This is a genomic window from Rhodococcus sp. AD45-ID (assembly GCF_003023755.1).
Lineage (GTDB): Bacteria > Actinomycetota > Actinomycetes > Mycobacteriales > Mycobacteriaceae > Rhodococcus_F > Rhodococcus_F globerula.
In genome coordinates, this window is record NZ_PYHL01000001.1 from 2,935,288 (window position 1) to 2,958,721 (window position 23,434).

The 23,434-nt window shown below is 62.8% G+C and carries 21 protein-coding genes; 14 read left to right on the forward strand and 7 right to left on the reverse strand.

Going from position 1 to position 23,434, the window contains the following annotated elements; genetic code table 11:
- The first annotated feature begins 1 nt into the window (after position 1).
- Positions 2 to 982, forward strand: a complete 981-nt coding sequence (locus tag C7T36_RS13505; protein WP_033235281.1) for a bile acid:sodium symporter family protein — start codon at positions 2 to 4, stop codon at positions 980 to 982.
- 1 nt (position 983) lies between these two features.
- On the opposite strand, the gene C7T36_RS13510 is transcribed toward C7T36_RS13505, so the two are convergent.
- Together C7T36_RS13510 and C7T36_RS13515 are read right to left on the reverse strand one after the other, a co-directional pair.
- Positions 984 to 1,589, reverse strand: a complete 606-nt coding sequence (locus C7T36_RS13510) for a YqgE/AlgH family protein (protein ID WP_033235282.1) — start codon at positions 1,587 to 1,589, stop codon at positions 984 to 986.
- Positions 1,590 to 1,601: 12 nt separating this feature from the next.
- Positions 1,602 to 2,297, reverse strand: a complete 696-nt coding sequence (locus C7T36_RS13515) for a TetR/AcrR family transcriptional regulator (protein WP_045066036.1) — start codon at positions 2,295 to 2,297, stop codon at positions 1,602 to 1,604.
- Positions 2,298 to 2,450: 153 nt separating this feature from the next.
- Between C7T36_RS13515 and C7T36_RS13520 the strand changes: the two genes are divergently transcribed.
- The 3 genes from C7T36_RS13520 (at position 2,451) to C7T36_RS13530 (ending at position 5,249) form a co-directional block, all read left to right on the forward strand.
- Positions 2,451 to 3,392 carry an NAD-dependent epimerase/dehydratase family protein gene (locus C7T36_RS13520; protein WP_045066038.1) on the forward strand — a complete coding sequence of 314 codons (942 nt, stop codon included), beginning with the start codon at positions 2,451 to 2,453 and terminating at the stop codon, positions 3,390 to 3,392.
- 100 nt (positions 3,393 to 3,492) lie between these two features.
- Positions 3,493 to 3,927 carry an SRPBCC family protein gene (locus C7T36_RS13525; RefSeq protein ID WP_033235285.1) on the forward strand — a complete coding sequence of 145 codons (435 nt, stop codon included), beginning with the start codon at positions 3,493 to 3,495 and terminating at the stop codon, positions 3,925 to 3,927.
- A 26-nt stretch (positions 3,928 to 3,953) separates the two neighbouring features.
- Positions 3,954 to 5,249, forward strand: coding sequence for an MFS transporter (locus C7T36_RS13530; protein WP_045066039.1), 1,296 nt, complete (start codon positions 3,954 to 3,956; stop codon positions 5,247 to 5,249).
- A 2-nt stretch (positions 5,250 to 5,251) separates the two neighbouring features.
- Here C7T36_RS13530 and C7T36_RS13535 read toward each other — a convergent pair whose 3' ends face one another.
- Positions 5,252 to 6,697 (reverse strand): CCA tRNA nucleotidyltransferase, encoded by a 1,446-nt coding sequence (locus tag C7T36_RS13535; protein ID WP_045066042.1) that lies wholly within the window; start codon positions 6,695 to 6,697, stop codon positions 5,252 to 5,254.
- A 192-nt stretch (positions 6,698 to 6,889) separates the two neighbouring features.
- On the opposite strand from C7T36_RS13535, the gene C7T36_RS13540 reads away from it, so the two are divergent.
- The 5 genes from C7T36_RS13540 (at position 6,890) to C7T36_RS13560 (ending at position 15,021) form a co-directional block, all read left to right on the forward strand.
- Complete coding sequence (locus tag C7T36_RS13540; protein WP_080711774.1) at positions 6,890 to 7,369, forward strand: NUDIX hydrolase; 480 nt, start codon at positions 6,890 to 6,892, stop codon at positions 7,367 to 7,369.
- Between the two features lie 2 nt (positions 7,370 to 7,371).
- Complete coding sequence (locus C7T36_RS13545) at positions 7,372 to 9,711, forward strand: DUF6049 family protein (RefSeq protein WP_375128916.1); 2,340 nt, start codon at positions 7,372 to 7,374, stop codon at positions 9,709 to 9,711.
- Positions 9,708 to 13,616, forward strand: a complete 3,909-nt coding sequence (locus C7T36_RS13550) for a murein biosynthesis integral membrane protein MurJ (protein ID WP_045066047.1) — start codon at positions 9,708 to 9,710, stop codon at positions 13,614 to 13,616. Before C7T36_RS13545 ends, C7T36_RS13550 begins: the two co-directional genes overlap by 4 nt.
- Before the next feature lie 49 nt (positions 13,617 to 13,665).
- Positions 13,666 to 14,247 (forward strand): RNA polymerase sigma factor SigM, encoded by a 582-nt coding sequence (gene sigM / locus C7T36_RS13555; protein ID WP_033235291.1) that lies wholly within the window; start codon positions 13,666 to 13,668, stop codon positions 14,245 to 14,247.
- 63 nt (positions 14,248 to 14,310) lie between these two features.
- Positions 14,311 to 15,021: a hypothetical protein gene (locus C7T36_RS13560; RefSeq protein ID WP_045066049.1), complete on the forward strand. Its 711-nt coding sequence runs from the start codon at positions 14,311 to 14,313 to the stop codon at positions 15,019 to 15,021.
- Between the two features lies 1 nt (position 15,022).
- Here C7T36_RS13560 and C7T36_RS13565 read toward each other — a convergent pair whose 3' ends face one another.
- Entirely contained in the window at positions 15,023 to 15,586 is a 564-nt protein-coding gene (locus tag C7T36_RS13565) for a helix-turn-helix domain-containing protein (RefSeq protein ID WP_045066051.1), read from the reverse strand.
- Positions 15,587 to 15,684: 98 nt separating this feature from the next.
- On the opposite strand from C7T36_RS13565, the gene nox reads away from it, so the two are divergent.
- The 5 genes from nox (at position 15,685) to C7T36_RS13590 (ending at position 20,303) form a co-directional block, all read left to right on the forward strand.
- Entirely contained in the window at positions 15,685 to 16,869 is a 1,185-nt protein-coding gene (gene nox / locus C7T36_RS13570) for a 4,4'-dithiodibutanoate disulfide reductase (RefSeq protein WP_045066053.1), read from the forward strand.
- A gap of 56 nt (positions 16,870 to 16,925) precedes the next feature.
- Positions 16,926 to 17,507 carry a TetR/AcrR family transcriptional regulator gene (locus C7T36_RS13575; RefSeq protein WP_033235295.1) on the forward strand — a complete coding sequence of 194 codons (582 nt, stop codon included), beginning with the start codon at positions 16,926 to 16,928 and terminating at the stop codon, positions 17,505 to 17,507.
- A 110-nt stretch (positions 17,508 to 17,617) separates the two neighbouring features.
- Positions 17,618 to 18,625: a thioredoxin-disulfide reductase gene (trxB, locus tag C7T36_RS13580; protein ID WP_045066055.1), complete on the forward strand. Its 1,008-nt coding sequence runs from the start codon at positions 17,618 to 17,620 to the stop codon at positions 18,623 to 18,625.
- Positions 18,626 to 18,663: 38 nt separating this feature from the next.
- Positions 18,664 to 18,987 (forward strand): thioredoxin, encoded by a 324-nt coding sequence (gene trxA, locus C7T36_RS13585; protein WP_033235297.1) that lies wholly within the window; start codon positions 18,664 to 18,666, stop codon positions 18,985 to 18,987.
- Positions 18,988 to 19,115: 128 nt separating this feature from the next.
- Positions 19,116 to 20,303: an N-acetylmuramoyl-L-alanine amidase gene (locus C7T36_RS13590; RefSeq protein ID WP_033235298.1), complete on the forward strand. Its 1,188-nt coding sequence runs from the start codon at positions 19,116 to 19,118 to the stop codon at positions 20,301 to 20,303.
- A gap of 12 nt (positions 20,304 to 20,315) precedes the next feature.
- Here the strand turns inward: C7T36_RS13590 and C7T36_RS13595 are convergent, their stop codons facing one another.
- From C7T36_RS13595 to C7T36_RS13605, 3 genes are all read right to left on the reverse strand, one after another.
- Positions 20,316 to 20,999 carry a hypothetical protein gene (locus C7T36_RS13595; RefSeq protein WP_033235299.1) on the reverse strand — a complete coding sequence of 228 codons (684 nt, stop codon included), beginning with the start codon at positions 20,997 to 20,999 and terminating at the stop codon, positions 20,316 to 20,318.
- Positions 21,000 to 21,255: 256 nt separating this feature from the next.
- Complete coding sequence (locus C7T36_RS13600; RefSeq protein WP_045066057.1) at positions 21,256 to 22,344, reverse strand: ParB/RepB/Spo0J family partition protein; 1,089 nt, start codon at positions 22,342 to 22,344, stop codon at positions 21,256 to 21,258.
- A gap of 1 nt (position 22,345) precedes the next feature.
- Positions 22,346 to 23,401 (reverse strand): ParA family protein, encoded by a 1,056-nt coding sequence (locus C7T36_RS13605; RefSeq protein WP_233363932.1) that lies wholly within the window; start codon positions 23,399 to 23,401, stop codon positions 22,346 to 22,348.
- Between the last annotated feature and the right edge of the window lie 33 nt (positions 23,402 to 23,434).

A 23,434-nucleotide genomic window follows, 5' to 3' on the forward strand; every position in this document is an offset into this window, starting at 1 on the left:
GGTGAAGTTTCTCAGCAGGTTCTACATCGACGGGTTCATCCTCGGCATCATCATCGCCGCAGTGCTCGGAAGTGTGTTCCCGGTATCGGGCACCGCTGAGACAGTGCTCGACTGGGCCACCAAGATCGCCATCGGCTTCCTGTTCCTGCTCTACGGCGCCCGCCTCTCGCCGCAGGAAGCCTGGAAGGGCGTCAAACACTGGCGGCTGCACAGCGTCGTGTTGGCGTCGACGTTTATCTTGTTCCCCTTGATCGGCCTGGCACTGCGATTCCTGTCGCCGACGCTGATCAGCGACGAGCTGTACACCGGCATCCTCTACATGTGCCTGGTTCCGTCGACGGTTCAGTCGTCGATCGCCTTCACGTCAATTGCCAAGGGAAACGTTGCGGGCGCGATCGTCAGTGCGTCGTTCTCCAACCTGATCGGCGTCTTCATCACCCCGCTGTTGGTGGTTCTCCTGATGAACACCACCGGCGAGGCAACCGTCGATTTCTCGGCGATCCTCGACATCGTCGTGCAGTTGCTGATCCCGTTCATCATTGGCCAGCTGATCCGGCCACTGGTAATCGGCTGGCTTCAAAAGTACGCAGAGCCAACAAAGTTCGTCGACCGCGGGTCCATCCTTCTGGTTGTCTTTGCCGCCTTCAGTGAGAGCATGAAGGAAGGCATCTGGAGCACCATCACGATCTGGCAGATCCTGATCCTGGTGGCGGTGTGCTGCGTGATCCTCGCGGTGGTGCTTGCGGTGACAACCTTCGCGGGGCGCAGGCTCGGTTTCGATCTAGCCGATCAGATCGTCATCATCTTCTGCGGATCGAAGAAATCCTTGGCGACGGGCCTGCCGATGGCGGCTGTCCTGTTCGCGGGTCAACCTGTCGGCCTGATCGTGTTGCCGCTGATGATCTTCCATCAAATCCAGCTGATCGTGTGTGCCGCGCTGGCGCAACGCTTCGCGAACCGGGATCCCATCAGAGTTGGTTAGATCAGTTCCGCTCAACCTCGATGGGATGAGTGGCCAACATGGCCAGCGGCAATGGTTGGCGTCGTAGCACCCGGGCCCACACATCGATACGCGACGGCGTCACAACGTCCGACGGCAAGGAAGCGGTCACCATCCAGTCGTCGCGCTCGAGTTCCGAATCAAGCTGCCCAACAGTCCAACCCGAATACCCGGCGAAGATACGAATTCCCTCGACCAGCGGAGCAATCACGTTGGGATCGGAATCCAGATCCACCATCACCACCTTGCCGTCGACGCGCCGCAAACCCGCGACACCGTCGATGATTGCCCCGTTGCGCGCGGTGCCGAGACACAGTGCGGAATCGCGTTTCACCGGCCCGCCGACGTAGAGGGCCGACGGATTGGCGGCCAGTGGCGCCCACTGCGGAAGGACGTTCTGCACAGTCGTCTCGCTCGGCCGATTGATCACGACCCCAAGACTTCCCGCGTCGTTGTGTTCGATCATGTAGATGACGGTGCGGCGGAACGCAGGTTCAACGAGGTCGGTGGACGACACCAACAAGCTGCCTGGCCCAACCTCGGGTTCGATCCAGGCCATACGGTCTTCGGGTTCTTCTGCGTGCGACACACCTACATCATCTCACTCCAAGCCCGCCATTCCCGCGAGCAAGGCGAGGTGCCGCTCGAAAAGCTCGGCCGGTTCGGTGAAGGTGTCCGATCCATACTGCCCGAACACCTCGAAGTTCACAGAACCGAACAGCGACACCCACACCAAGGTTCCGCGGGTGATTGCCTCGGGCCGCAATTCGACGCCCATCTCCGCGCGCACACGTTCCAGATCCGCCTTCAAGGGTTCACCGACTGCTGCGTCGGGGAACGATGTGAGGGCACCCGCCCGATGCGCGCTGTCGACTATTGCGATCAGCCTGGTGACCACCCGCGTGCCCGGCCCGGTGGTTTGCTCACCCGGTGCGTTGTAGCCGGGCACCGGACTGCCGAACAGCAGTCCGTATCTAGCGGGTTCGCGTATCGCCCAGGCCCGCACGGCTCGGCCCAACGCCAAAAACTGCCCCCGATAATCTTCTGCCGCAACAGCATCCACTGCAGCATCCACTTCGGCGCCCAGCTCGGTGTAAGCATCCACGACAAGAAGGGTGAGCAGTTCGTCGCGGCTGGCCACATACCGGTAGACCGCCGAGGATACGACGCCCAGATCTCGCGCCACCGCGCGTAGCGACAGAGCCGCAGCGCCGACCGCTGCCAGATGCTCGCGGCCGATCCGGGTGATGTCTTGCAAGGTCTGTTCACGCGCGCGTTCGCGGGGGGTACCGGCCATGGGAACAGCTTGCCTCAATTCCGAGAGCAGAGCCAACAAACGAGAGCAGTGTCGATAAAAGAGAGCAGTGCTCTTGACATAGTCATCCACGTGGCGCATCCTAGAAATCGAGAGCAGTGCTCTCTAAACCACGAACCTCAGGTAGGAGACATCATGTCGAACCTCGAAATCGTCACCGGCGCAGGACCAGTCGGATCCACCGTGGCGCTACAACTCGCCGAGCAGGGGATCAACGTCCGTCTCCTGACCAGATCCGGAAGCGGACCTGCGCACCCACGGATCGAGCGTCGACGCGTCGATGTGTCGGATCGAGACGCACTGCGCGCCGCCACCGAGGGCGCCACCGCGATCTACCACTGCATTCATGCCGCCTACAACGCCGCGGACTGGGAACGTGAACTCCCTGCCGCAGAAAAAGTCATCCTCGACGTCGCAGCCTCGTTGAATGCCGTTGTGGTGTTCCCCGAAAGCCTCTACGCGTACAACTCCGACACCGTGATGACGGAATCCGACCCCCGCAACGTCACCGGCGGTAAGCGCGGAGTGCGCGCGATGCTACTGCGCGCCCGCGAAGCCTCTGCCACACCCACCGTCAGCGTGGTGGCGTCGGACTTCTTCGGCCCCTACGTGCGCACAGCTCACGCCGGCGAACGCATGGCTCCGAAAGTGATGGCAGGAAAGAAGATTCGGGTAATCGGATCCGCAGATCAGCCACACTCCTTCACGTACGTACCCGATCTTGCGGCAGCGATGATCGCCGCGGCACACAACCCGGAACTGTGGAACTCCGTCCTGCACGCACCCACCGGACCCGCGCTCACCCAACGCACCATTGCCGAGGCGTTTGCCGACGCCGCAGGAGCCCCCGCCGCCAAGGTGGGCGTACTCCCGGCCTGGGTTCTCGATACCGTCGGCAAGGTACACACCGATACCCGCGAACTGGCAGAGATGAACTACCAGTTCACCAAGCCTTTCGTGATGGATTCGACTGCCAGCGAAGCCCTCCTCGCGCTGTCGCCGACGCCACTCGATCAGGCAGCGCGCGAAACTGTCGGCTGGTGGCGAGCAGAACAGGCCCGCACCGCGGCAGCCTGAAGAGCACGCACCTTTCCAATGAATGGGATTTGCGTTCCCACCCGGCCCACGAGCTCCCTAGTGTCCACGTCACACCGAGCGAAGCACTAGAGAGGTACTTATGCCCACGCTTCTACGAACAACCACTCTGCCCGTCGAGCCGGACCAGATCTGGTCTGTGATCAAAGGATTCGACGAACTCGCCTCGTGGCACCCGCGCGTCCCCCCTTCCGAAATGGAAGAAAGCGCAGACCCGACCACGCCAGGTGCTGTACGCCGATTCATCGTCGACGGCAATGTCGTAGCACGTGAAGAGTTGATCGAGCATGACAACAGCGGCCGAACCTACAGCTACGAGGTACTCGACCAACCGCTTCCGGTCAAGAACTACATTGCGCGCATCGAAGTAGTTCCGACGCCTGACGGCTGTGAAGTCAGGTGGACCGCCACTTACGACGGAGGCGACGAGATCATCCCCGTCGTGGAGAACGCCTTCGGCGACAACGTGTACCTGGTTGGCCTCGATGCACTGCGGGACCGGTTCGACGGTCGATAGTTCGGTTCCCGCTAGAGTTTCACTACATGACCCCAGCCTCGAACCGCCGCGAGGCTTGGTCCCGGACGCTCCACACCGTGCGGGAATCCCCGGGCCTCGGACGGTTGGCGCTTGTCCGCTTCTCGAGCCAGTTCGGCGACGGGTTGTTTCAGGCCGCGCTGGGCGGCGCGATCCTGTTCAACCCGGAACGCGAGACGGATCCCGTGGCGATTGCGGCGGGGTTTGCCGTACTGCTGCTGCCCTATTCGATCATCGGACCCTTTGCGGGTGCGCTACTCGATCGCCTCGACCGGCGCCTCGTCCTGCTGTGGGCAAGTGTTCTGCGCGGTCTGCTGATCCTCACGACCGCTGTTCTGCTCGCCAGCGGGGGAGGGGACACGCCGCTGCTGTTGTGCGCATTGGCGGCTATCGGGGTCAGCCGATTTGTTGGCGCCGGAGTCTCGGCTGCACTACCGAAAGTGGTTCGGCAATCCTGGTTGGTGGCCACCAATTCCGTTCTCACAACCGCAGGTTCAGTGGTGTCGGCACTGGGCGCAACCGCGGCGGTGAGCATTATCGGGATTGTGGGTGCCGGTGATCGGGCGTCCGCAATCGCCGTGGCGTGCGCTGCCATCGGATCGGCGGTCGCAGCTGTGGCAGCTGCACGGTTCACCGCCAGATCACTTGGCCCCACCACCTCGGAAAGAACCAACACGGGCGCTCTTCATTCCGTTCTGACGGGCCTGAAGACCGGAGCCACTGCCGTCTGGCAGGCTCCCGGCGTCACTACCACGATGATCGGAATCGGCGCGCACAGAATCTGTTTCGGCATCAACACACTGATCATGGTGCTGGTGCTTCGGGACACGTCCAACGGCTCGGCGCTCCCTGGTGGGATGGCGGGATTCGGTGTTGCCGTTGGCGCTACGGCCATCGGCATGCTGATCGCCGCACTGATCACACCGTTTGTGATTCCGCGGCTCGGTCGCTCGCGAACCGTCACCTACGCACTGACGGCCGCCGTGATCATCCAACTCGTTTTTGTCACCACACTGACGCAGGGATCGCTCCTGATCGCCGCATTCCTTCTCGGCATTGCCGGCCAAACCGTGAAACTGGCCGGCGACGCGGCGATGCAGATCGACATCGACGACAACCGTCGTGGCCAGGTTTTCTCCTTGCAGGACACCGTGTTCAACGTCGCGTTCATCGGTGCGATCGCCGCCGCGTCGACGGTGATCGCACCCGACGGCAAGAGCGTCGGATTAGCCCTTGCCGGTGCGGGCGTCTACGCCGCCGGATTGTCGGCGGTGTTGATCAACCGCAAAAAGCGAGAAGGCTAGGACTACTGGGCAGCCCACCACTTCAACAGTTCGGCCTCGGCCTCGTCGCGGTCGAGGGGACCACGATCGAGACGCAACTCCTTGAGGAAGGTCCACGCCTTACCCACCTGGGGACCGGCAGGAATGTTCAACAATTCCATGATGGCGTTGCCGTCGAGGTCCGGACGCACCCGAGCGAGGTCTTCCTGCTCGGCGATACGGGCGATCCGCTCTTCGATGTCGTCGTAGGTGGCCTGCAACTGCGCGGCCCGACGCTTGTTGCGGGTGGTGCAGTCGGCGCGCACCAACTTGTGCAAGCGGGGGAGTAGTTCACCGGCATCTGTGACGTACCGCCGCACGGCAGAGTCCGTCCACTGCCCCTTGCCGTAACCGTGAAAACGCAAGTGCAGGAACACGAGCTGCGAGATGTCGTCCACCATCTGCTTGGAGAACTTGAGGGCACGCAAACGCTTGCGCACGAGCTTGGCACCGACAACCTCGTGGTGATGGAAGCTGACGCCGCCGCCGGGCTCGTTACGCTTGGTGTCCGGCTTGCCGATATCGTGAAGCAGTGCGGCCCAACGCAATACGAGATCCGGGTCGCCGTCCTCGAGGTCGATGGCCTGCTGCAGCACCGTCAGAGAGTGCTGGTAGACGTCCTTGTGCTGGTGATGCTCGTCGATCTCGAGCTTCATCTGCGGGATCTCGGGCAACACGTAATCCGCCAAACCGGAATCGACCATGACGTTGATGCCGTCCAACGGGTACATGCCGAGCATGAGCTTGTTGAGCTCGGTCTGCACGCGTTCGGCCGTGATCCGCTCGATCTGCGAAGCCATGTCCTTGATGGCGTCGAAAACGCGATTGTTCAACGTGAAACCAAGCTGAGATACGAACCGTGCCGCGCGCAGCATCCGCAGCGGATCATCGTTGAACGAGTTCTCGGGAGCCGACGGCGTATCGAGTTCCCCGGCGAGCAGAGCGTCCATGCCGTTCAGCGGATCGACAAACGTGAACGAACCGTCGGCGCCTATCGCCATGGCCATCGCGTTGACCGTGAAATCACGCCGCACCAGATCGTCGGCAAGATTCTCGCCGTACCGGACTACCGGATTACGCGACACACGATCGTAGGCATCCGCCCGGAACGTCGTGATCTCGATCTCCTGGCCGTCCTTGATCGCGCTGATCGTGCCGAAATCGATCCCGGTATCCCACTGCTTGTCGACCCAGCCCTTGAGCAGAGCCTGCACCTTCTCGGGGCGCGCGTCCGTCGTGAAATCCAGATCACCGCTGAACCGGCCAAGGATTGTGTCGCGCACGCTGCCACCTACCAGGTACAGCTCGTGGCCGGCCGCTGCGAAGCGCTCACCCAGCGGGGTCAACACATCGGAGAGCGTGCGCAATGTGTCGGAAGCGTCGGCAAGGAGCCGTGCACGGCGATCGGCATCGGAGGTAGGGGCAGTCACGTCGATTGAGCTTACTTAAGGTGCGCAAATAGCAGAACGCGCATATCAACGCGAGCACCCGGTTTGCGCGGGTTACCGGCCAACCAGACGATGCCAACTAGTATCGATGGGGTGTCAGGTGCCGAACGAACGAACAGGAGCCGCCGCAACTCGCGGCGTCGTCCTGCCGTCGGCAATCCTGAACGATCCCCGATGCGTACAGTCCGCGAAACTTCGGCGGGCGGATTGGTCGTCGACGGCTGGGGCGGCCCGCCCGAACGCCTGTGTGCTGCACTGATCGGACGAACCGACCGCCGTGGTCGTCTGTTGTGGTCACTGCCCAAGGGACACATCGAGCAGGGCGAGACGGCCGAGCAGACGGCGATGCGTGAGGTCGAGGAAGAAACGGGCATTCAGGGAACCGTCCTCGCGCCACTCGGCAGCATCGACTACTGGTTTGTCACCGAGGGCCGACGCGTCCATAAAACGGTGCACCACTATCTCCTGAGGTTCCTCGGCGGCGAACTGTCCGACGAAGACGTCGAGGTCACCGAAGTGGCCTGGGTACCGCTCGCGGAACTGCACTCACGCCTGGCGTACGCGGACGAACGAAAACTAGCCGAACTTGCCGCACAGATGATCGCCGAGATGCCCCACGCACCCATGCTTCCGAAGGAACCGGACGCAGGATGAAAATGGCTCTACGGCGAGCGGGCATCGCCGCTCTGGTGATGGCCGCTGTCGGTGTGACGGGATCGCTCGGGGCGGGCCCGGCACACGCGCTCCCCGCCTCGCACGACAAACACGTTCAGGCACCACGCACCAGCACCGACGGCAAGTTCCTCGAGCTGTCCATCGAATCCACGACACCGACCACCGTCACGACAACCAGCACGCCCACCGTCGTGGTGAAGGGCACGGTCAAGAACGTCGGCGACCGCCCCGTCGAAGACGTCGGAGTGCGGTTGCAACGAGCGCCGGCCATCGACAATGCAGCCGACGTACGCGATGCCCTCGAATTCGACCAAGCCATCTTCGACACAGTCGGCGAGTTCGACACCGTCGCCACCAGCCTCGAGCGGGGCGAATCCAGACCGTTCACCCTCTCGCTGCCACTGCGCAGCACTACCGGAACCTCACTCGAGATCTCCGAGCCCGGCGTCTACCCGATGCTTGTCAATGTCAACGGAACCCCCGAATACGGCGGCGCAGCCCGGCTCGACGACGCACGTTTCCTCCTCCCGGTTCTCGGCGTTCCCAGCGCGACCAACACAAGAACGTCAAGCACCTCGGCTTCAGCCGTCGTCGCACCCGACACGTCCAACCCCGTCGGCGTGACGATGATGTGGCCGCTCGCTACCGCTCCCAGCCTGGTCGGCGGAATCCCCGGATCCGTCAATGACCCCGTTCGACTGATCAACGACGACCTCGCCACCGAACTCTCGGACGGCGGACGCCTCGACGCGCTTGTCGACGCCGTCGAAAATGCCACGAAACCCGAGATCGACGCCGACAACAAGGTGCGGGATTCGCTGTGCCTCGCCATCGACCCCGACCTCGTGATCACGGTCGACAACATGACCCGCGGTTATCTGGTCGTCGACAACGCGGCAGACCCCACCGGCGCAGCCCACGACGGTCGCGGACAGGATGCGGCGTCCAATTGGTTGTCGCGAATCAAGACGCTGGCAGCATCGATGTGTACGACGTCGGTTCCGTTTGCGCAGGCAGATCTCGCGGCAGTCGGTACCGTCGCCCATCCCGAACTGACGGCGACGGCCATCGACCGGCCGGCCGACATCGTCGACACCATTCTCGGCGTGACTTCGCTCCGCAATTTCGTGTGGCCGGATTCCGGAGTCCTCGATTCCGTCACCGTTGACACTCTGAGCACCAGGCCGACAACCACCCTCGTAGCGGCCTCGTCCGTGGATTCGAGCGAGGCACAACTGTCCTCGCGCATCACCGACACCGTCGACGCACTTGCCTTCGACACAGCGGCGGCCGCAGCTTTTGCCGCGACCGGATCCAACCCGTCGACGCCGTCGTACATCGACGAGGACACCGCGCCGCAACTCGAGACGGAATCGCGGGTTGCCCGGAGACAGGACGCACTCGGCGCGATGGCGTGGTCCGCGTTGACTCCCACCGCCGTGCCGCGCAATCAGATTCTGGCGCCGCCGCAACTGTGGAGCGCCGACGCGGAGGACGCCGGCGCGATGCTGTCGATGCTCGCCACGCTCATCCGCTCCGGCCTGGCGACACCACAGTCCCTTCCGGCGCTGCTCGGCACACAACCCGGCGCTACGGACACGGCAACTCTCGAATATCCGGAGCGGGCAACTCAGGACGGTCCGCAAACAGCGGTCATCGACACGGCGAAGGCTCAACTGCCCCGAATCGATGCTCTCGAACTCTCACTCGTCGACGACCCGCAGGTTCTGCTCACGCCGCGCTCCTTCACCGCCCCGCTGCGTGAGGATCTGCTGCGCGCGATGAGTTCGGCCAACCGGCGCGATACCAGTATCTTGTCCGTCCGGAATGCCGAACGTGCCGCAAGCATCCGCGCAGGCAACGTGACCACCAGCGTCAACGGTCTCTATCAAGCCGTCAGCGTCGTATCGCCGGGCGGCGTGTACACACTGGCGTCCGGTCAAAGCCCGCTGCTCCTCGTGGCCCGCAACGAACTGCCGATCGCCATCAACGTCAACCTGCGGGTGGACGCGCCGCCGGAGATGAAGATCAGTGACATCGGTCCCAAACAATTGCCGCCGCGCGGTAGCCGACAATTGACTGTGCCAGCGGAAATGAACGATTCCCGCAAGGTGGTCGTGAGCTTCTCGCTCACCACCACCGACGGGTTCCAATTGGGCAGCCCGACCAGCGTGACCGTACGGTCGAATGCATACGGTCGTCCGTTGGCCGCTGTGACAGCCACAGCAGGAGGATTGTTGTTGTTCTTGGCCGGACGACGGCTGTGGCATCGATATCGGGGTCAGCCCGACCCAGCTGATGAAGGGTACAAACGTTCATGACCGGGAATCCGCCTGAGGGCAAACGGTCCGCGATCACGCGCCGGAGCACCGCAACCGCGTCACATCCGCGCATGCCACCGTGGGAACGCGGGTACCCGATCCAGCCGGTCAACCCGGACGCACGTTTCGACGACTCACCCACCATGACCATTCCGGTCATCCGCGACTACCCGCGGTACCGGGAAGCGGAAATGGAGTTGGCGAACCGTCCCGTCTCCGAGTCCGGTGACGTCGACCCCGACTCGCATGTCCTGCCAGGAGACCGCAAGGAATCCAACTCCCGACTTCTCGCGGCGACGGGTTCCATCGCCATCGCGACACTGACGAGCCGCATCACGGGATTCGCCAAGCAGCTGATGATCCTGATGGTTCTCGGTCCGGCCATCGCCAGTTCGTTCACAGTCGCCAGCCAGATCCCGAACATGATCGCGGAGCTGGTTCTCGGCGCAGTGTTGACCGCGATCGTCGTGCCGGTCCTCGTCCGCGCCGAACGCGAAGACAAAGACAAAGGCGAAGCCTTCATCCGACGCCTCTTCACGGCGTCCCTTGTCCTTCTCGGCATGGCCGCGCTACTCGCGACCCTCGCCGCACCTGTGCTCACCAAATACGTCTTCCTGTCCGAAGACGGCAAGGTCAGCACCGACCTGACGACGGCCCTGTCGTACCTGCTACTGCCGGCGATCCTGTTCTACGGACTGTCTGCGCTGTTCACGGCGTTCCTCAATACCCGTCAGGTCTTCAAACCCGGAGCCTGGGCGCCGGTGCTCAACAACATGGTCGTCCTCGTGGTGCTCGTGATCTACCGCCTGACACCAGGTGAGATCTCGCTGAATCCGGTCTCGATGGGTGACGCAAAACTGCTCACCCTCGGCATTGGCATCACCGTCGGCGTCATCGTGCAGGCTGCCAGCCTCATTCCCGCGCTACGACGCGAGAACATCTCCCTCAAGCCGCTGTGGGGTCTCGACGACCGCCTACGTCAGTTCGGCGGCATGGCCGTCGCCATCGTGTTGTACGTCCTGATCAGTCAGATCGGCATGATCTTCGCGACGCGAATCTCCTCGCACGCCGACGAAGCCGGCCCCGCGATCTACAGCCAGGCCTGGCTGCTGCTGCAGTTGCCGTACGGCGTCCTCGGTGTGACGGTTCTGACCGCGATCATGCCGCGCCTGAGCCGCAACGCCGCAGCCGACGACACCCCGGCCGTCGTCGACGATCTGTCGGTCGCCACGCGTCTGACCATGATCACGCTCGTTCCGATCATCATGTTCCTCACCTTCATGGGCCCCCAGGTCGGTGAAGCGCTCTACGGTTACGGCCGCTTCGGACCTGAACAGGCCGAACGTCTCGGCACTGCCGTGAGCTGGTCGGCATTCACGTTGATTCCGTACGCGCTGGTGCTGATCCAACTCCGAGTGTTCTACGCCCGCGAACAAGCCTGGACGCCGACGTGGATCGTTCTCGGAATCACCGCTGTGAAGATCGCCTTCTCCGCTCTCGTCCCACTGGTTGCATCCGATACCGATCAGGTCGTGATCCTGCTCGGTGCAGCCAACGGACTCGGCTACATCACCGGTGCGGTCATCGGCGGATACCTTCTGCACCGCAGCCTCGGCAACCTCCAGATGGCCAATGTCGGTAAGACCGTATGGTCCGTCGTCGTCGCCTCCCTGGCCGGTTCACTGACAATGATTGCCGTCGACCGGGTACTCGGATTCCACAAACTCACCGAGAACCTGGGCGGTCCCGGATCCTTCATTCGCGTAGCCGTCGGCGGCATTCTCATGCTCGCCATCACCTTCACGATCCTGTACTTCAAGAAGATCCCCGAAGTGCGCTCGGTAACGGTTGCGGTCTCCCGCAAGATTCGTTCTGTGTTGGGTCGCCCCGAACCAGCCTCGAAGTCCGCCACCGGTAATTCGGCGCAGCGCGACGACGATGCTGTAACCGAGCTGATCCCCGCCGTGCGAACGGAATCGAACCAGCACGAACGACCAGGTGCGCTGCCGTACCCTGGTCCTGGAACCACAAGGTCGCAACCCGCACAGACACGGGGATGGGCAACCGAAAGTGAAGGAGCGAGGGTGAGCGACGACAAGGTCTCCGACGACAAGAATGCCGGAACTTCTGCCGTGAAAGAGTCCACGTCGGCTGGGGCAGCGCCTACGGGTGCGCCGCGAGCAGAGGCTCCCCGGAAGCAAACACCACAGCAGCAAACACCACAGCAACAGGCGCCGCAGACACAGGCAATCAAGTCCGAGCCGCCCAAGGCTGTGCCGAACAAGGCGGTGCCGCAAAAGGCTGTGCCGAACAAGGCTGCGCCCCCCAACCCTGTGCCGCCCGCCGGATCTGCCAAGACGCCGCCCGCTGCACCCACCTCTACTTCCCGGCCCTCTCCCCGCGGACCGAAGCTCATTCCGGGTGCATCCGTCGCCGGCGGTCGCTACCGCCTGCTCGCCCCGCACGGTGGCACTCGTGGACTGCAGTTCTGGGAAGCACTCGACGTCAAACTCGATCGCGAAGTAGCCCTGACGTTTGTCGACGCGGAACAGCGCGGCGACGACAACGCCCAGTCCGGTCCGCAGGCCGTGCTCTCCCGCACCTTGCGCCTTGGCCGGATCAACTCGCCGGGCCTGGCCCGGGTCCTCGACGTCGTCCGCGGCAGCTCGGGCGGCATCGTCGTCGCCGAGTGGACGCCTGGCCGATCACTGCGTGAAATGGCCGAGACGACGCCGTCGCCCATCGGCGCCGCACGCGCGATCCGCAGCCTCGCGGCCGCTGCCGAGGCAGCTCACCGCTCGGGTGGCGCGCTGTCCATCGATCACCCGGATCGGGTGCGCATCAGCATCAACGGCGACGCCGTACTCGCGTTCCCCGCAACGCTTGCCGACGCCGATTCCACCAGCGACGTTCGTGGTCTTGGCGCCATGCTCTACGCCCTCATCACGGCTCGGTGGCCGCTGGCAAAGCCGTCAGCCGGACCCGTCGGCGGGTTGCTCCCGGCCGGCCGCGACGCCTCCGGGAATCCCGTCGAGGTGCGAGGAATTCGTCCCGAGGTGCCGTTCGACATCTCGGCCGTTGCCACGCGCGCACTGCAAGCAGAGAGCGGAATCCGCACTGCCGCAACGGTGCAACACATTCTCGATCAGGCATCCGTCGTCAACGACAAGACGGAACTGATTCCCGCCCTGCGCCTCGGACATCGCGACCCCGGCAACTCCGGACACGCACTGACGGATCCCGAGGCCATCGAAGCCGAGAAGAAGAAGTCGACGCGCATGCTCGCCGCGTTGACCGCGCTGGGCGTATTCACCGTCATCGTGCTGATCCTGCTCGGCGTGTGGGTTGCCAGCTTCCTCTCCGGGAGCAGTTCCAACACTCCCTTGAGTGAACAGAGCTTCGGCTTGACCTCGGAAGCTGCTGCACCCGAGGAAAGTTCGGCTCCCGCCGCCCCGCCGGTTGCCACGGCCCCTGTCGGTGCGTCGACGGTCGCGGTGTTCTCGCCGCAGGGCACCCCGGATCAGCCGGCTACGGCCAAGAACGCCATCGACGGAAACCCCACAACGGAGTGGTCGACGGACTCGTACTTCCAGCCGTTCCCGGCGCTGAAGAACGGCGTCGGCCTGATGGTCACGCTGGACGACGCCGCGACTCTGAAGAACGTTGCCATCACGTCCGATTCGCCGGGTAGCGTCGTTGAAATCCGTTCTGCCCCTTCTGCCGGAACAACTCTCGATCAGACGAAGCAAATCGGGACCGGAACATTGAAGAACGGTGTCACGGATATTCCGGTCACCACCGACAGCCCGAGTCAGTACGTTCTCATCTGGATTACCGAACTCAGCACGCAATCCGGACAAAACCAAACAGCCATCTCGGACATAACGTTCAACGCCGCTCGATAGCCCGTCCCTGACCCCTCCCGATGGCCCGCTCCTGGGTTAACATCCGCCGGTGCACACTTATCGGGGGGGCACCGGGGGCGAGGTAACGGATGTCGAATTACTGACAGCACATGTGGCGGGCGATCCACATGCTTTCCGTGAATTGCTGACCCGGCATCAGGATCATCTATGGCACGTCGCCCGGCGTACCAGCTATTCGGACGAGGACGCCAGTGACGCCTTGCAGGAAGGCTTGCTGTCTGCGCACCGCAACGCGTCCAAGTTCCGTCGCGATGCCGCTGTGCGAAGTTGGCTCCACGCGATAGTTGTCAACGCATGCCTGGATCGAATTCGGCGAAACAAGTCACGCCAAGCCTTTTCGCTCTCCGCCGACAATGTGGAGGAACCTCGCGATTCTCACGATCATGTCGAAGCCGTGGACATGAGGATGACCGTCGATCAAGCCTTGGCCCTGCTGCCGCCTGAGCAGCGCGCTGCCGTCGTTGCGGTGGACATGGAGGGTTATCCCGTAGCAGAGGCCGCAATTCGGCTCGGCATCCCTGTGGGAACGGTGAAGAGTCGCTGCGCTCGCGCGCGCAAGCGTCTAGCCGCCGAATTGGCCGAGTTGGGTGGCCAGGGGAACCGATCGTGATATCGACGCGTCTAATCTCTGTGAGCACCAGAACAGGTAGCCGCGCGCAGAAAGGGGAGGCTCGTGAACGATTCGTACGTTCCTGCCCCACCTTTCTCCGAAGACCTGCTGGCCGATCTTCACGGCGGTGTTCTCGACCCGGAAACCAGTGCTGCCTTGTGGGTCCTCGTCGACGACGATCCTGACGCACTGGCGTTCGTCAGCAAACTCGACAACGTCAGTCATTCACTGCGGACGTGGGACGAGCGCATCGCCCCGCACGAGCCCATGCCGCCCGAGTTGGCAGCGCGCATCCACAGCACATTGGACAGCGAGTGGAAACAGCAACAGACGCAACATGATTCCGATTCGAATGTAATCTCCATCGCCCGCTCGCGACGCCGACTACTGATGGGTGGTGCCGCTGCTGCAGCAGCCGTAGCGGTTGTGGCTGTGTTGATTGCGGTACGCCCCACCGAACCGAACGCCGTCATCACTGCGCAACCCACTCCTACCGTAAGCGAAAACCCGACTCCCGAAAGATTCCTCACCTTGATCGGGTCCAAAGATCTTGGCCCATTGGAGGATCCACTCAAACTGGCAGGTTGCCTGCAGGCAAACGGATTCTCGCAAGATGAGCCACTTCTCGGATCGGGCGAGGTCAGCGTCGACGGCAACCCAGCCGTGGTGCTCCTACTGCGCGGCACGCAGCCACGTCAGATCACCATCCTTGCCGTCGGCCCGGAATGTAGCGCTGACAAACCGAACACGCTGTCCGTCAACACTATCGGCTAGTTCACTTTTCTGCGACCGGCAACAGCAGTGCCAGGATGCGCTCGCGGAGTTCCTCCGTATCATCTTCCACCGCAATAAGACTCGAGAACATCGCAGCGCCGGCCGCCATCACGAGCACAGCTTTTGCGTCCAACAGTGCGGCGTCGCGGTCTTCCGAATCTTCCAGGAACAACTGGGTACTCGGCCCACTGAACCCGCGCCACAGCTCGTTACGTAGATCGTCGTGATCGCGCAATGCCGCCAATAGTCCGGGCGCCGCGGCACGAACCTCGGGGCGGGCGAACAACTGCGCGCTACCGGCCACCACCCAGCGGATCCACCCGTCGCGATCCGTTCCCTCGAAGGGCGTCAGATCCGGGGTGGCGCCGAGGATCGATCCGAGAACCAAGTGCGCTTTGGACGACCATCGACGCGACATCGACGCCCTACTGACTCCGGCTCGGGCGGCGATGGCGCGCACGCTCAATTGCTCCCAGCCGACCTCGAGCAGCATGGTGCGGGTGACTTCGAGGACTGCGTCGTCGATGCGTGGGTCTCGGGGGCGACCAGATCCTGTGGTGTTCATCGTCTCGAATTGTCGAACAGATTTGGCGTCGGCGCTATATCGTCGTAGATACGAGTCCACTGGCATCGTAATGGATCTGCCGAAGCAGGAAGAAGAACATGACCCCCACGATCTTCGAACCGGCCCGTCTCGGGCCGCTGACCTTGAAGAACCGCATCATCAAAGCTGCCACCTTCGAAGGCGTGATGCCGCGGGGAGCGATCTCCGACGACCTGATCAACTTCCACGCCGAGGTCGCTCGCGGGGGTGCCGCCATGACCACCGTCGCGTACTGCGCAGTCTCACCCGGTGGCCGCGTCCACCGCGACACCCTCGTCATGAACGAACAGGCGCTGCCCGGACTGCGCCGTCTGACCGAGACGGTCCACGCCGAAGGAGCGCTCGCCGCAGCACAGATCGGCCACGCCGGACTAGTGGCCAACACCCTCTCCAACAAAACGAAAACCCTGGCCCCGTCGACGCGATTGAGTCCGCCCGCGATGGGTCTCGTCAAGGGAGCGACACTCGCGGAACTCGACGGCGTTGTCGCCGACTACGAGCGCACCGCGCGCATTGCCGTCGACGCCGGATTCGACGCCATCGAGGTGCACCTCGGCCACAACTATCTGCTCAGTTCGTTCATGAGCCCCAATCTGAACAAACGCCACGATCGATACGGTGGAACCGTCGCCAGGCGCGCCGAATATCCGCGTCGGGTGATCGAAGCAGTCCGCAGGGCAGCCGGACCGTCGGTTGCCGTCACGGCGAAGTTCAACATGTCCGACGGCGTCCCCAAAGGACTGTGGCTCGATCAGAGCCTGCCCATCGCCAAGATCCTCGAGGCCGACGGCCATCTCGACGCCATGCAATTGACCGGCGGCAGTTCACTTCTCAACGGAATGTACTTCTTCCGCGGCGACGTTCCGATGGCGGAATTTGTTGCGTCCCAGCCCAAACTCGTGGGTTACGGCCTCAAGTTGTACGGCCCGACGCTCTTTCCCAAGTACCCCTTCGAGGAAGGGTTCTTCCTTCCATTCGCCCGCCAGTTCCGCGAGGCGCTGAGTCTGCCGCTGATCCTGCTCGGCGGCATCAATCGCGTCGACACCATCAAGGGCGCACTCGGTGAAGGTTTCGAGTTTGTAGCCATGGCTCGGGCACTGCTTCGAGATCCGCAGTTGGTCAACAAGTTTCAGTCCGAATCGGTTTCCGAAGGGCTGTGCGTCCACTGCAACAAGTGCATGCCCACCATCTACACCGGCACGCGCTGCGTCGTCCGAGAGGCTCTGCGCCCAGCGACCACATAGCGCGCAACTCCCCACTAGGCTGTTCGACGACCGAGCAGCGTACGAAAGGAGTTCACATGCCACGCATCAACGCCGCTACCGTCGGCGAGCATCGCGCAGCGCAGCGTCGTGCGCTCCTGAACGCTGCCCGCGAGGTTCTTGCCGAAGGAACCGCGGACATCCCGTCGTTCGGTGAGATAGCCAGGCGCGCCGGACTGGCCCGATCGAGCGTCTATCAGTACTTCAACTCCCGGCAGGACCTACTCGACGCACTGGTCGAGGATTCATTCCCGCGGTGGTCGCAGAAGTTGGCTGAGGCCATGGCGGAGGCCGACGGCCCCGCCGGTCGCATCCTCGCGTACGTCGACGCCAATCTGATCCTGGCCGCAGACGGTGAGCACGCGATCGCGGCGTCACTGAGCCAGATCGCACCCGGCCCGAAGTTCGATGAGAAGAGCCGGGCACTGCACGGCGATCTTGTCACTCCGCTGCTGCACACGCTGCAGGAACTCGGCGCACGCGACCCGGCCGTCACTGCCGAACTGATCAACGCGATAGTTCACACCGGTGTCCGGCAAATCGAACGCGGCACCGATCCGGATCAGGTGCGCCGCAGTGCTGGCGCCCTGGTCGCACCGTATGCACACGACCCCAGCTGAGCGCCTGACCACTTTTGCGCCGGGCCCGGGAACAACACCCCTTATCCTGGTGTTGATCGGTACGGCTCTCCAAGAAGCGGAGGGTCTGCACTCACTATTGGAAGGCTCGCATGACCACCCAGCTGGAAACCACGCCCGCGGTCCATGACGTCATCATTGTCGGTTCCGGACCGGCCGGCTACACCGCTGGTGTCTACACCGCGCGCGCTGAGCTCCAGCCCCTGCTCTTCGAGGGAACCCAGTTCGGTGGCGCCCTCATGACCACCACCGAGGTCGAGAACTTCCCCGGATTCCGCGAGGGAATCATGGGACCGGACCTGATGGAACAGATGCGTGAGCAGGCTCTGCGCTTCGACACCGACATCCGCACCGAGGACGTCGACGAGATCGACCTGAGCGGCCCGATCAAAACCGTCGTCGCGAACGGCGAAACCTACGCCGCGCACGCGATCATCCTCGCGATGGGCGCCGCAGCGCGTTACCTGGGGATTCCCGGTGAAGAGCGTCTCCTCGGCCGCGGCGTCAGCGCCTGCGCCACCTGCGACGGCTTCTTCTTCCGTGACCAGGACATCGTCGTGGTCGGCGGCGGCGACTCCGCCATGGAAGAAGCAACCTTCCTCACCCGCTTCGCCCGCTCGGTCACCCTGGTGCACCGCCGCGAGGAGTTCCGCGCCTCACGCATCATGCTCGAGCGCGCCAAGGCCAACGAGAAGATCCGCTTCCTCACCAACGCCGAACCCCTCGAGGTCCTTGGCGAGAACAGTGTCACCGGCCTCGTGGTCCGCGACACCGTGACCGGCGAGACCTCCACCCTCGAGATCACCGGCATGTTCGTCGCCATCGGCCACGATCCCCGCAGTGAACTCGTCAAGGGCCAGGTAGACCTCGACGACGCCGGCTACGTCCGCGTTGCACCCGGTTCCACCGCAACCTCGGTCGACGGCGTCTTCGCGGCCGGCGACCTGGTCGATCACACGTACCGTCAGGCCATCACCGCTGCCGGCACCGGATGCTCCGCTGCGATCGACGCCGAACGCTGGCTCGCCGACCGCGGCGACATCACCGCAAACACCCTCGACGCCGCCGGTCACACGGTCGACGTCGTCGGCGCCCCCTGATTCACCCAGCTGTCGTACCCAACCCTCGAGGAGTAACAGTGTCGAATACCGTCACCATCACCGACGATTCCTTCAAGCAGGACGTCCTGGGCAGCGACAAGCCCGTTCTCGTCGACTTCTGGGCAACCTGGTGCGGCCCGTGCAAGATGGTCGCCCCGGTTCTCGAGGAAATCGCCGGTGAGAACAGCGACAAGCTGACCATCGCCAAGCTCGACATCGACGCCAACCCGGCCGCAGCCCGCGACTTCCAGGTCATGTCGATCCCGACACTGATCCTGTTCAAGGACGGACAGCCCATCAAGACCATCGTCGGCGCAAAGGGCAAGGCCGCGCTGCTCAAGGAACTCTCGGACGTACTCTGAGTACCCTGTGAACGTAGGGGATTCTCGCAATCCCCAGGTTTTCTGAGATAATCGATCGATGTGCCTGATCAGATCCACTTCCAGGCACATCGATCGAATTCTTTTGCCGATCCGAGAGGTTTTCACGCATGCATCGACTCCGACACGGTGATCACGGCCCGGCCGTCGCCGAGATTCGGGGCACATTGACGAAGCTGGGATATCTGCACCACATCCCGTCCAGCATTCGACGTGAAAGCGGCGACGGTGCCCATTGGGTTGCGCCGGACGTCATCTTCGATCATCACCTCGACAGCGCCGTTCGTGCCTTCCAGCAGCAACGTGGGCTACTTGTCGACGGCATCGTGGGCCCGGCAACGTATCGGTCCATTCGTGAGGCGTCGTACCGCCTAGGCGCCCGCACTCTGATCTACCAGCTGTCCGCTCCGCTGTACGGCGACGACGTGGCAGCACTACAGACCAAACTCCAGGATCTCGGCTTCTACTCGGGGCGCGTCGACGGCTTCTTCGGGCCGATGACGCACGAGTCGTTGTCGTCCTTCCAGCGTGAGATCGGCATCGCCGCCGACGGCATCTGCGGCCCCCAGACTCTGCGCTCGCTCGACCTTCTCGGAACTCGTGTCACTGGCGGTTCACCCCACGCGATCAGCGAGGAAGAACTGGTGCGGCGCAAGGGCCCGCAGCTGGGCGGAAAGCGGATCGTCATCGATCCCGGTCTGGGCGGCCCGTCCACCGGAGCGATTGTGAACGGTATCTCCGAGTCCGATGTGCTGTGGGATCTTGCGATGCGCCTCGAGGGGCGTATGGCTGCAACCGGGATGGAGACGTTCCTCTCGCGGCCGCACAATGTCGATCCGTCAGAGGCTGATCGGGCATCAACTTCCAACGCATTCGACGCAGACCTGATGATCTCGCTGCGGTGCGACAGCAATCCCAGCCCGTCCGCAAACGGTGTGGCGAGTTTCCATTTCGGAAATTCACACGGTTCGGTCTCGAAGATCGGTCAGATTCTCACCGGGTTCGTCCAGCGCGAGATCGTTGCCCGAACCCCGTTGCAGGACAACAGGACTCATGGTCGCACGTGGGAATTGCTGCGACTGACCAACATGCCGACGGTACAGATCGACCTCGGATACCTCTCGAACGCGAATGATGCTGCGGTGCTTACTAATCCGCGCATGCGTGACACCATCGCCGAGGCCATCCTGATTTCGGTCAAACGCCTGTACCTGCTTGGGCAGGACGATCAGCCCACCGGCACGTTCACGTTTGCCGAGCTTCTCGCAGAAGAACTTTCGGTATCCGACCGCAACTGACACGCGCGTTACTCACACGCGTGTCAGTTCACCGACCTGAATCATCTCGAGGGCCGCGGCCTGCAGGAGTCGATCGAGGGCTTCCTCGACGTCGACTTTCCACTCGTGGTCCCGATCGAGTTCGAGCCGCAAGCGTGGATACCGATGATGGGGCGCAACAACCTCGAAGCCGTAATCCTCGAGGAAATCTGCGCTGATCATGCATTCCTCCGGTGAACATTCCAATGCTGCAGTTGCCGACGCGATATCCGACGCCGACTCCTGCTCATGTGCGCGGATACCAAAAGCTTCGAGGGCACGGACACCGCGTCGAACGAGATCGGTCACCACAGCGGAAATGAGGGCCGGCCCGAGGCTTTCCTCGACGCCCGACGGCTCCAGCCGAAGACTGGTCAGCAGAACGGCGTCAGAGCTGACGGGACTGGTGGGGAACATCTGGGCGCGCGGAATAGTGCGGGGAGGGGCGTAGAGAGCGCTGCCGAGTGGTTTGCCGTCCTTGACCGCGACCTGGCCGCAGGATCCCCACTCGAGCATAACCATCGACAGCCACGCTTCTTTTTCGAATTCCTGATCGCAGAATCCCCGCGCATCGTGAAGGGCCGCCGGATCCATCTCCCAGAACACGCAGCGGCGAGCGTGTGCCGAAAGTTGATCGAGACCGTCAAGCCGCAGCGATGTGATGACGTGAGTCGACACTGGCTAACTCACTTCCGTAGGTCGCGATCTCAATTTTGGTATCTGCCGAACATTTAGGTCTCCGCCGCACATTTTTGCCCTACCCGACGCGTTTTCCTTCTCCAGAATAAGCCACCACAACTCCGTCTGCGCTGCCGCTGCACCCGCCACATCAAAACTGTTGCGGTTCAAAGTATTTCACTTCCGGGAACCGCTCAGCATCAACATTTTGTCACAGTGACAAAACTAGCTGGTATGGATGGATGTCGATGTTTCGTCACTTGTTCGATTTCTGCGCTTCCATCATGCCCACGATGCGCTGAAGGTCATCCACCGAGCCGAACTCGACCACAATTTTGCCCTTCCGCTTACCCAAACTGACCGTCACGCGGGTGTCGAACGAGTCGGACAACCGCTCCGCCACATCCTGCAGACCCGGCATCACGATCGGCTTCCGCTTCTGTGGGGGAGCAAGCTCACTGTCCGCGCGGTTGGCCAAAGTGACAGCTTCTTCTGTCGCTCGGACCGACATTCCTTCCGCCACGATGCGCGCCGCCATCACTTCCTGAGCGTCGGCACCCGCGTCGAGGGAGAGCAATGCACGAGCATGCCCGGCCGACAGAACGCCAGCAGCGACGCGTCGTTGGACAGCCACCGGCAGCTTCAGCAGACGGATCATGTTGGTCACGACGGGGCGCGAGCGACCGATGCGGTTCGCCAATTCCTCGTGCGTCACTTCGAATTCTTCGAGCAACTGCTGATACGCGGCAGCCTCCTCGAGGGGATTCAACTGAACACGGTGAATGTTCTCGAGGAGCGCGTCACGCAACATCGAGTTGTCGTCGGTCTCACGAATGATCGCCGGAATCTTCTCGAGGCCGGCTTCCTGGCTCGCCCGCCAGCGGCGCTCACCCATGACAAGTTGGTACTTGTCGCCGTTGCGGCGAACCACGATCGGCTGCATCAAACCGAACTCACGGATGGAATGCACCAACTCCGCAAGTGCTTCCTCGTCGAAAACGTGACGCGGCTGCTTCGGGTTGGTCTCGATCAGACTCGGTTCGATCTCGAGGTAGACAGCGCCGGCGGATGTCAGTTCGGATTCGAGTTCATCCGCGGTGGGCACTGCAGTCTTTGCGGCGCCAGCTTTCGATTTTGCCGTTTTGGGGGCCGCTGTCTTCGGTGGGGGAGGGGAGGGGTTGGCCTTCTCGCCGCCGTTTTCACGGCTTCCGATGTCACCGCTTCCCACCTCACCGCCGATGATGAGATCCGCTGCTGCCGCCCCCAGTCCGGGTGCCGTGGCCGGACCGGTAGGAATCAGTGCGGCAAGGCCGCGGCCCAATCCGCCTTTACGTGCCTGGCTCATCTCACTGCTCCTGCGTCGTAGTGGTGACAGAGCGTCCGGCCAATTCGCGGCCGGCATCGAGGTAACTCATCGCCCCGCGTGAACCCGGGTCGTAATCGAGAACGGTCATGCCGTAGCCCGGAGCTTCGGAAACCTTGACGCTTCGGGGAATCACAGCCCGGAGAACGGTGTCGCCGAAGTGCTTACGCACCTCTTCTGCCACCTGGTCGGCGAGCTTGGTGCGGCCGTCGTACATCGTCAGGAGAACGGTCGAGACATGCAGATCGGGATTCAGGTGTGCCTGCACCAATTCGATGTTTCGCAGCAACTGGCCGACACCCTCGAGGGCGTAGTACTCGCACTGAATCGGGATCAGAACTTCCTTGGCCGCGACCATCGCGTTGACGGTCAGAAGGCCGAGAGACGGCGGGCAGTCGATGAGGACGAAGTCCACGTCCAGCTCCGCGAGCACCTTGTCGTTGAGCGCGCCCTTGAGACGATTCTCGCGAGCCACCATCGACACCAGTTCGATCTCGGCGCCGGCCAAGTCGATTGTCGCGGGGATGCAGAGAAGCCGTTCACTGTGCGGGCTTGTCTGAACCGCGTCAACGGCCTTCACTTCGCCGATGAGGAGCTCATAGCTCGAAGGGGTACCCGAGGTGTGAACGACGCCCAGAGCGGTGCTGGCGTTGCCCTGAGGGTCCAAATCGACCACGAGGACGGTAAGCCCTTGAAGGGCGAGCGCAGAAGCGAGGTTGACGGTTGTTGTTGTCTTGCCGACGCCACCCTTCTGGTTGGCAATCGTGATGACCCGACGGAAAGCGGGCTTGGGCAGGGTCACCGAGTGCGGGTGCAGCACCTGGCTTGCGCGATGCGCGGCAGCGCCGATCGGAGTCTCTTCCGAGGAGATCTCGGAATAGGGAGCCGTGAAATTCTCGTCGTCATTGATCACCGGGTCCGCGTTCACGCTCGGCTGCGGTGTTGCTGTTTCACGTGAAACAGCGGTCTCCGGCGACGGAGCGGTTTCGGACGTAGTAACAATTTCCGGTGAAACCACGGCTTCAGATCGACCCGACATTGACTGCTCCTTCGATTGCGAATCGACCACTGC

What these genes read in the sequence shown, in the direction of transcription:
- C7T36_RS13605 (WP_233363932.1), bottom strand. Translation starts at nt 23,401, where the DNA reads ATGTCGGGTCGATCTGAAGCCGTGGTTTCACCGGAAATTGTTACTACG.
- C7T36_RS13540 (WP_080711774.1), top strand. Translation starts at nt 6,890, where the DNA reads ATGCGTACAGTCCGCGAAACTTCGGCGGGCGGATTGGTCGTCGACGGC.
- C7T36_RS13525 (WP_033235285.1), top strand. Translation starts at nt 3,493, where the DNA reads ATGCCCACGCTTCTACGAACAACCACTCTGCCCGTCGAGCCGGACCAG.
- nox (WP_045066053.1), top strand. Translation starts at nt 15,685, where the DNA reads ATGACCCCCACGATCTTCGAACCGGCCCGTCTCGGGCCGCTGACCTTG.
- C7T36_RS13550 (WP_045066047.1), top strand. Translation starts at nt 9,708, where the DNA reads ATGACCGGGAATCCGCCTGAGGGCAAACGGTCCGCGATCACGCGCCGG.
- C7T36_RS13600 (WP_045066057.1), bottom strand. Translation starts at nt 22,344, where the DNA reads ATGAGCCAGGCACGTAAAGGCGGATTGGGCCGCGGCCTTGCCGCACTG.
- C7T36_RS13515 (WP_045066036.1), bottom strand. Translation starts at nt 2,297, where the DNA reads ATGGCCGGTACCCCCCGCGAACGCGCGCGTGAACAGACCTTGCAAGAC.
- C7T36_RS13530 (WP_045066039.1), top strand. Translation starts at nt 3,954, where the DNA reads ATGACCCCAGCCTCGAACCGCCGCGAGGCTTGGTCCCGGACGCTCCAC.
- C7T36_RS13520 (WP_045066038.1), top strand. Translation starts at nt 2,451, where the DNA reads ATGTCGAACCTCGAAATCGTCACCGGCGCAGGACCAGTCGGATCCACC.
- C7T36_RS13545 (WP_375128916.1), top strand. Translation starts at nt 7,372, where the DNA reads ATGGCTCTACGGCGAGCGGGCATCGCCGCTCTGGTGATGGCCGCTGTC.
- C7T36_RS13575 (WP_033235295.1), top strand. Translation starts at nt 16,926, where the DNA reads ATGCCACGCATCAACGCCGCTACCGTCGGCGAGCATCGCGCAGCGCAG.
- C7T36_RS13590 (WP_033235298.1), top strand. Translation starts at nt 19,116, where the DNA reads ATGCATCGACTCCGACACGGTGATCACGGCCCGGCCGTCGCCGAGATT.
- trxB (WP_045066055.1), top strand. Translation starts at nt 17,618, where the DNA reads ATGACCACCCAGCTGGAAACCACGCCCGCGGTCCATGACGTCATCATT.
- C7T36_RS13565 (WP_045066051.1), bottom strand. Translation starts at nt 15,586, where the DNA reads ATGAACACCACAGGATCTGGTCGCCCCCGAGACCCACGCATCGACGAC.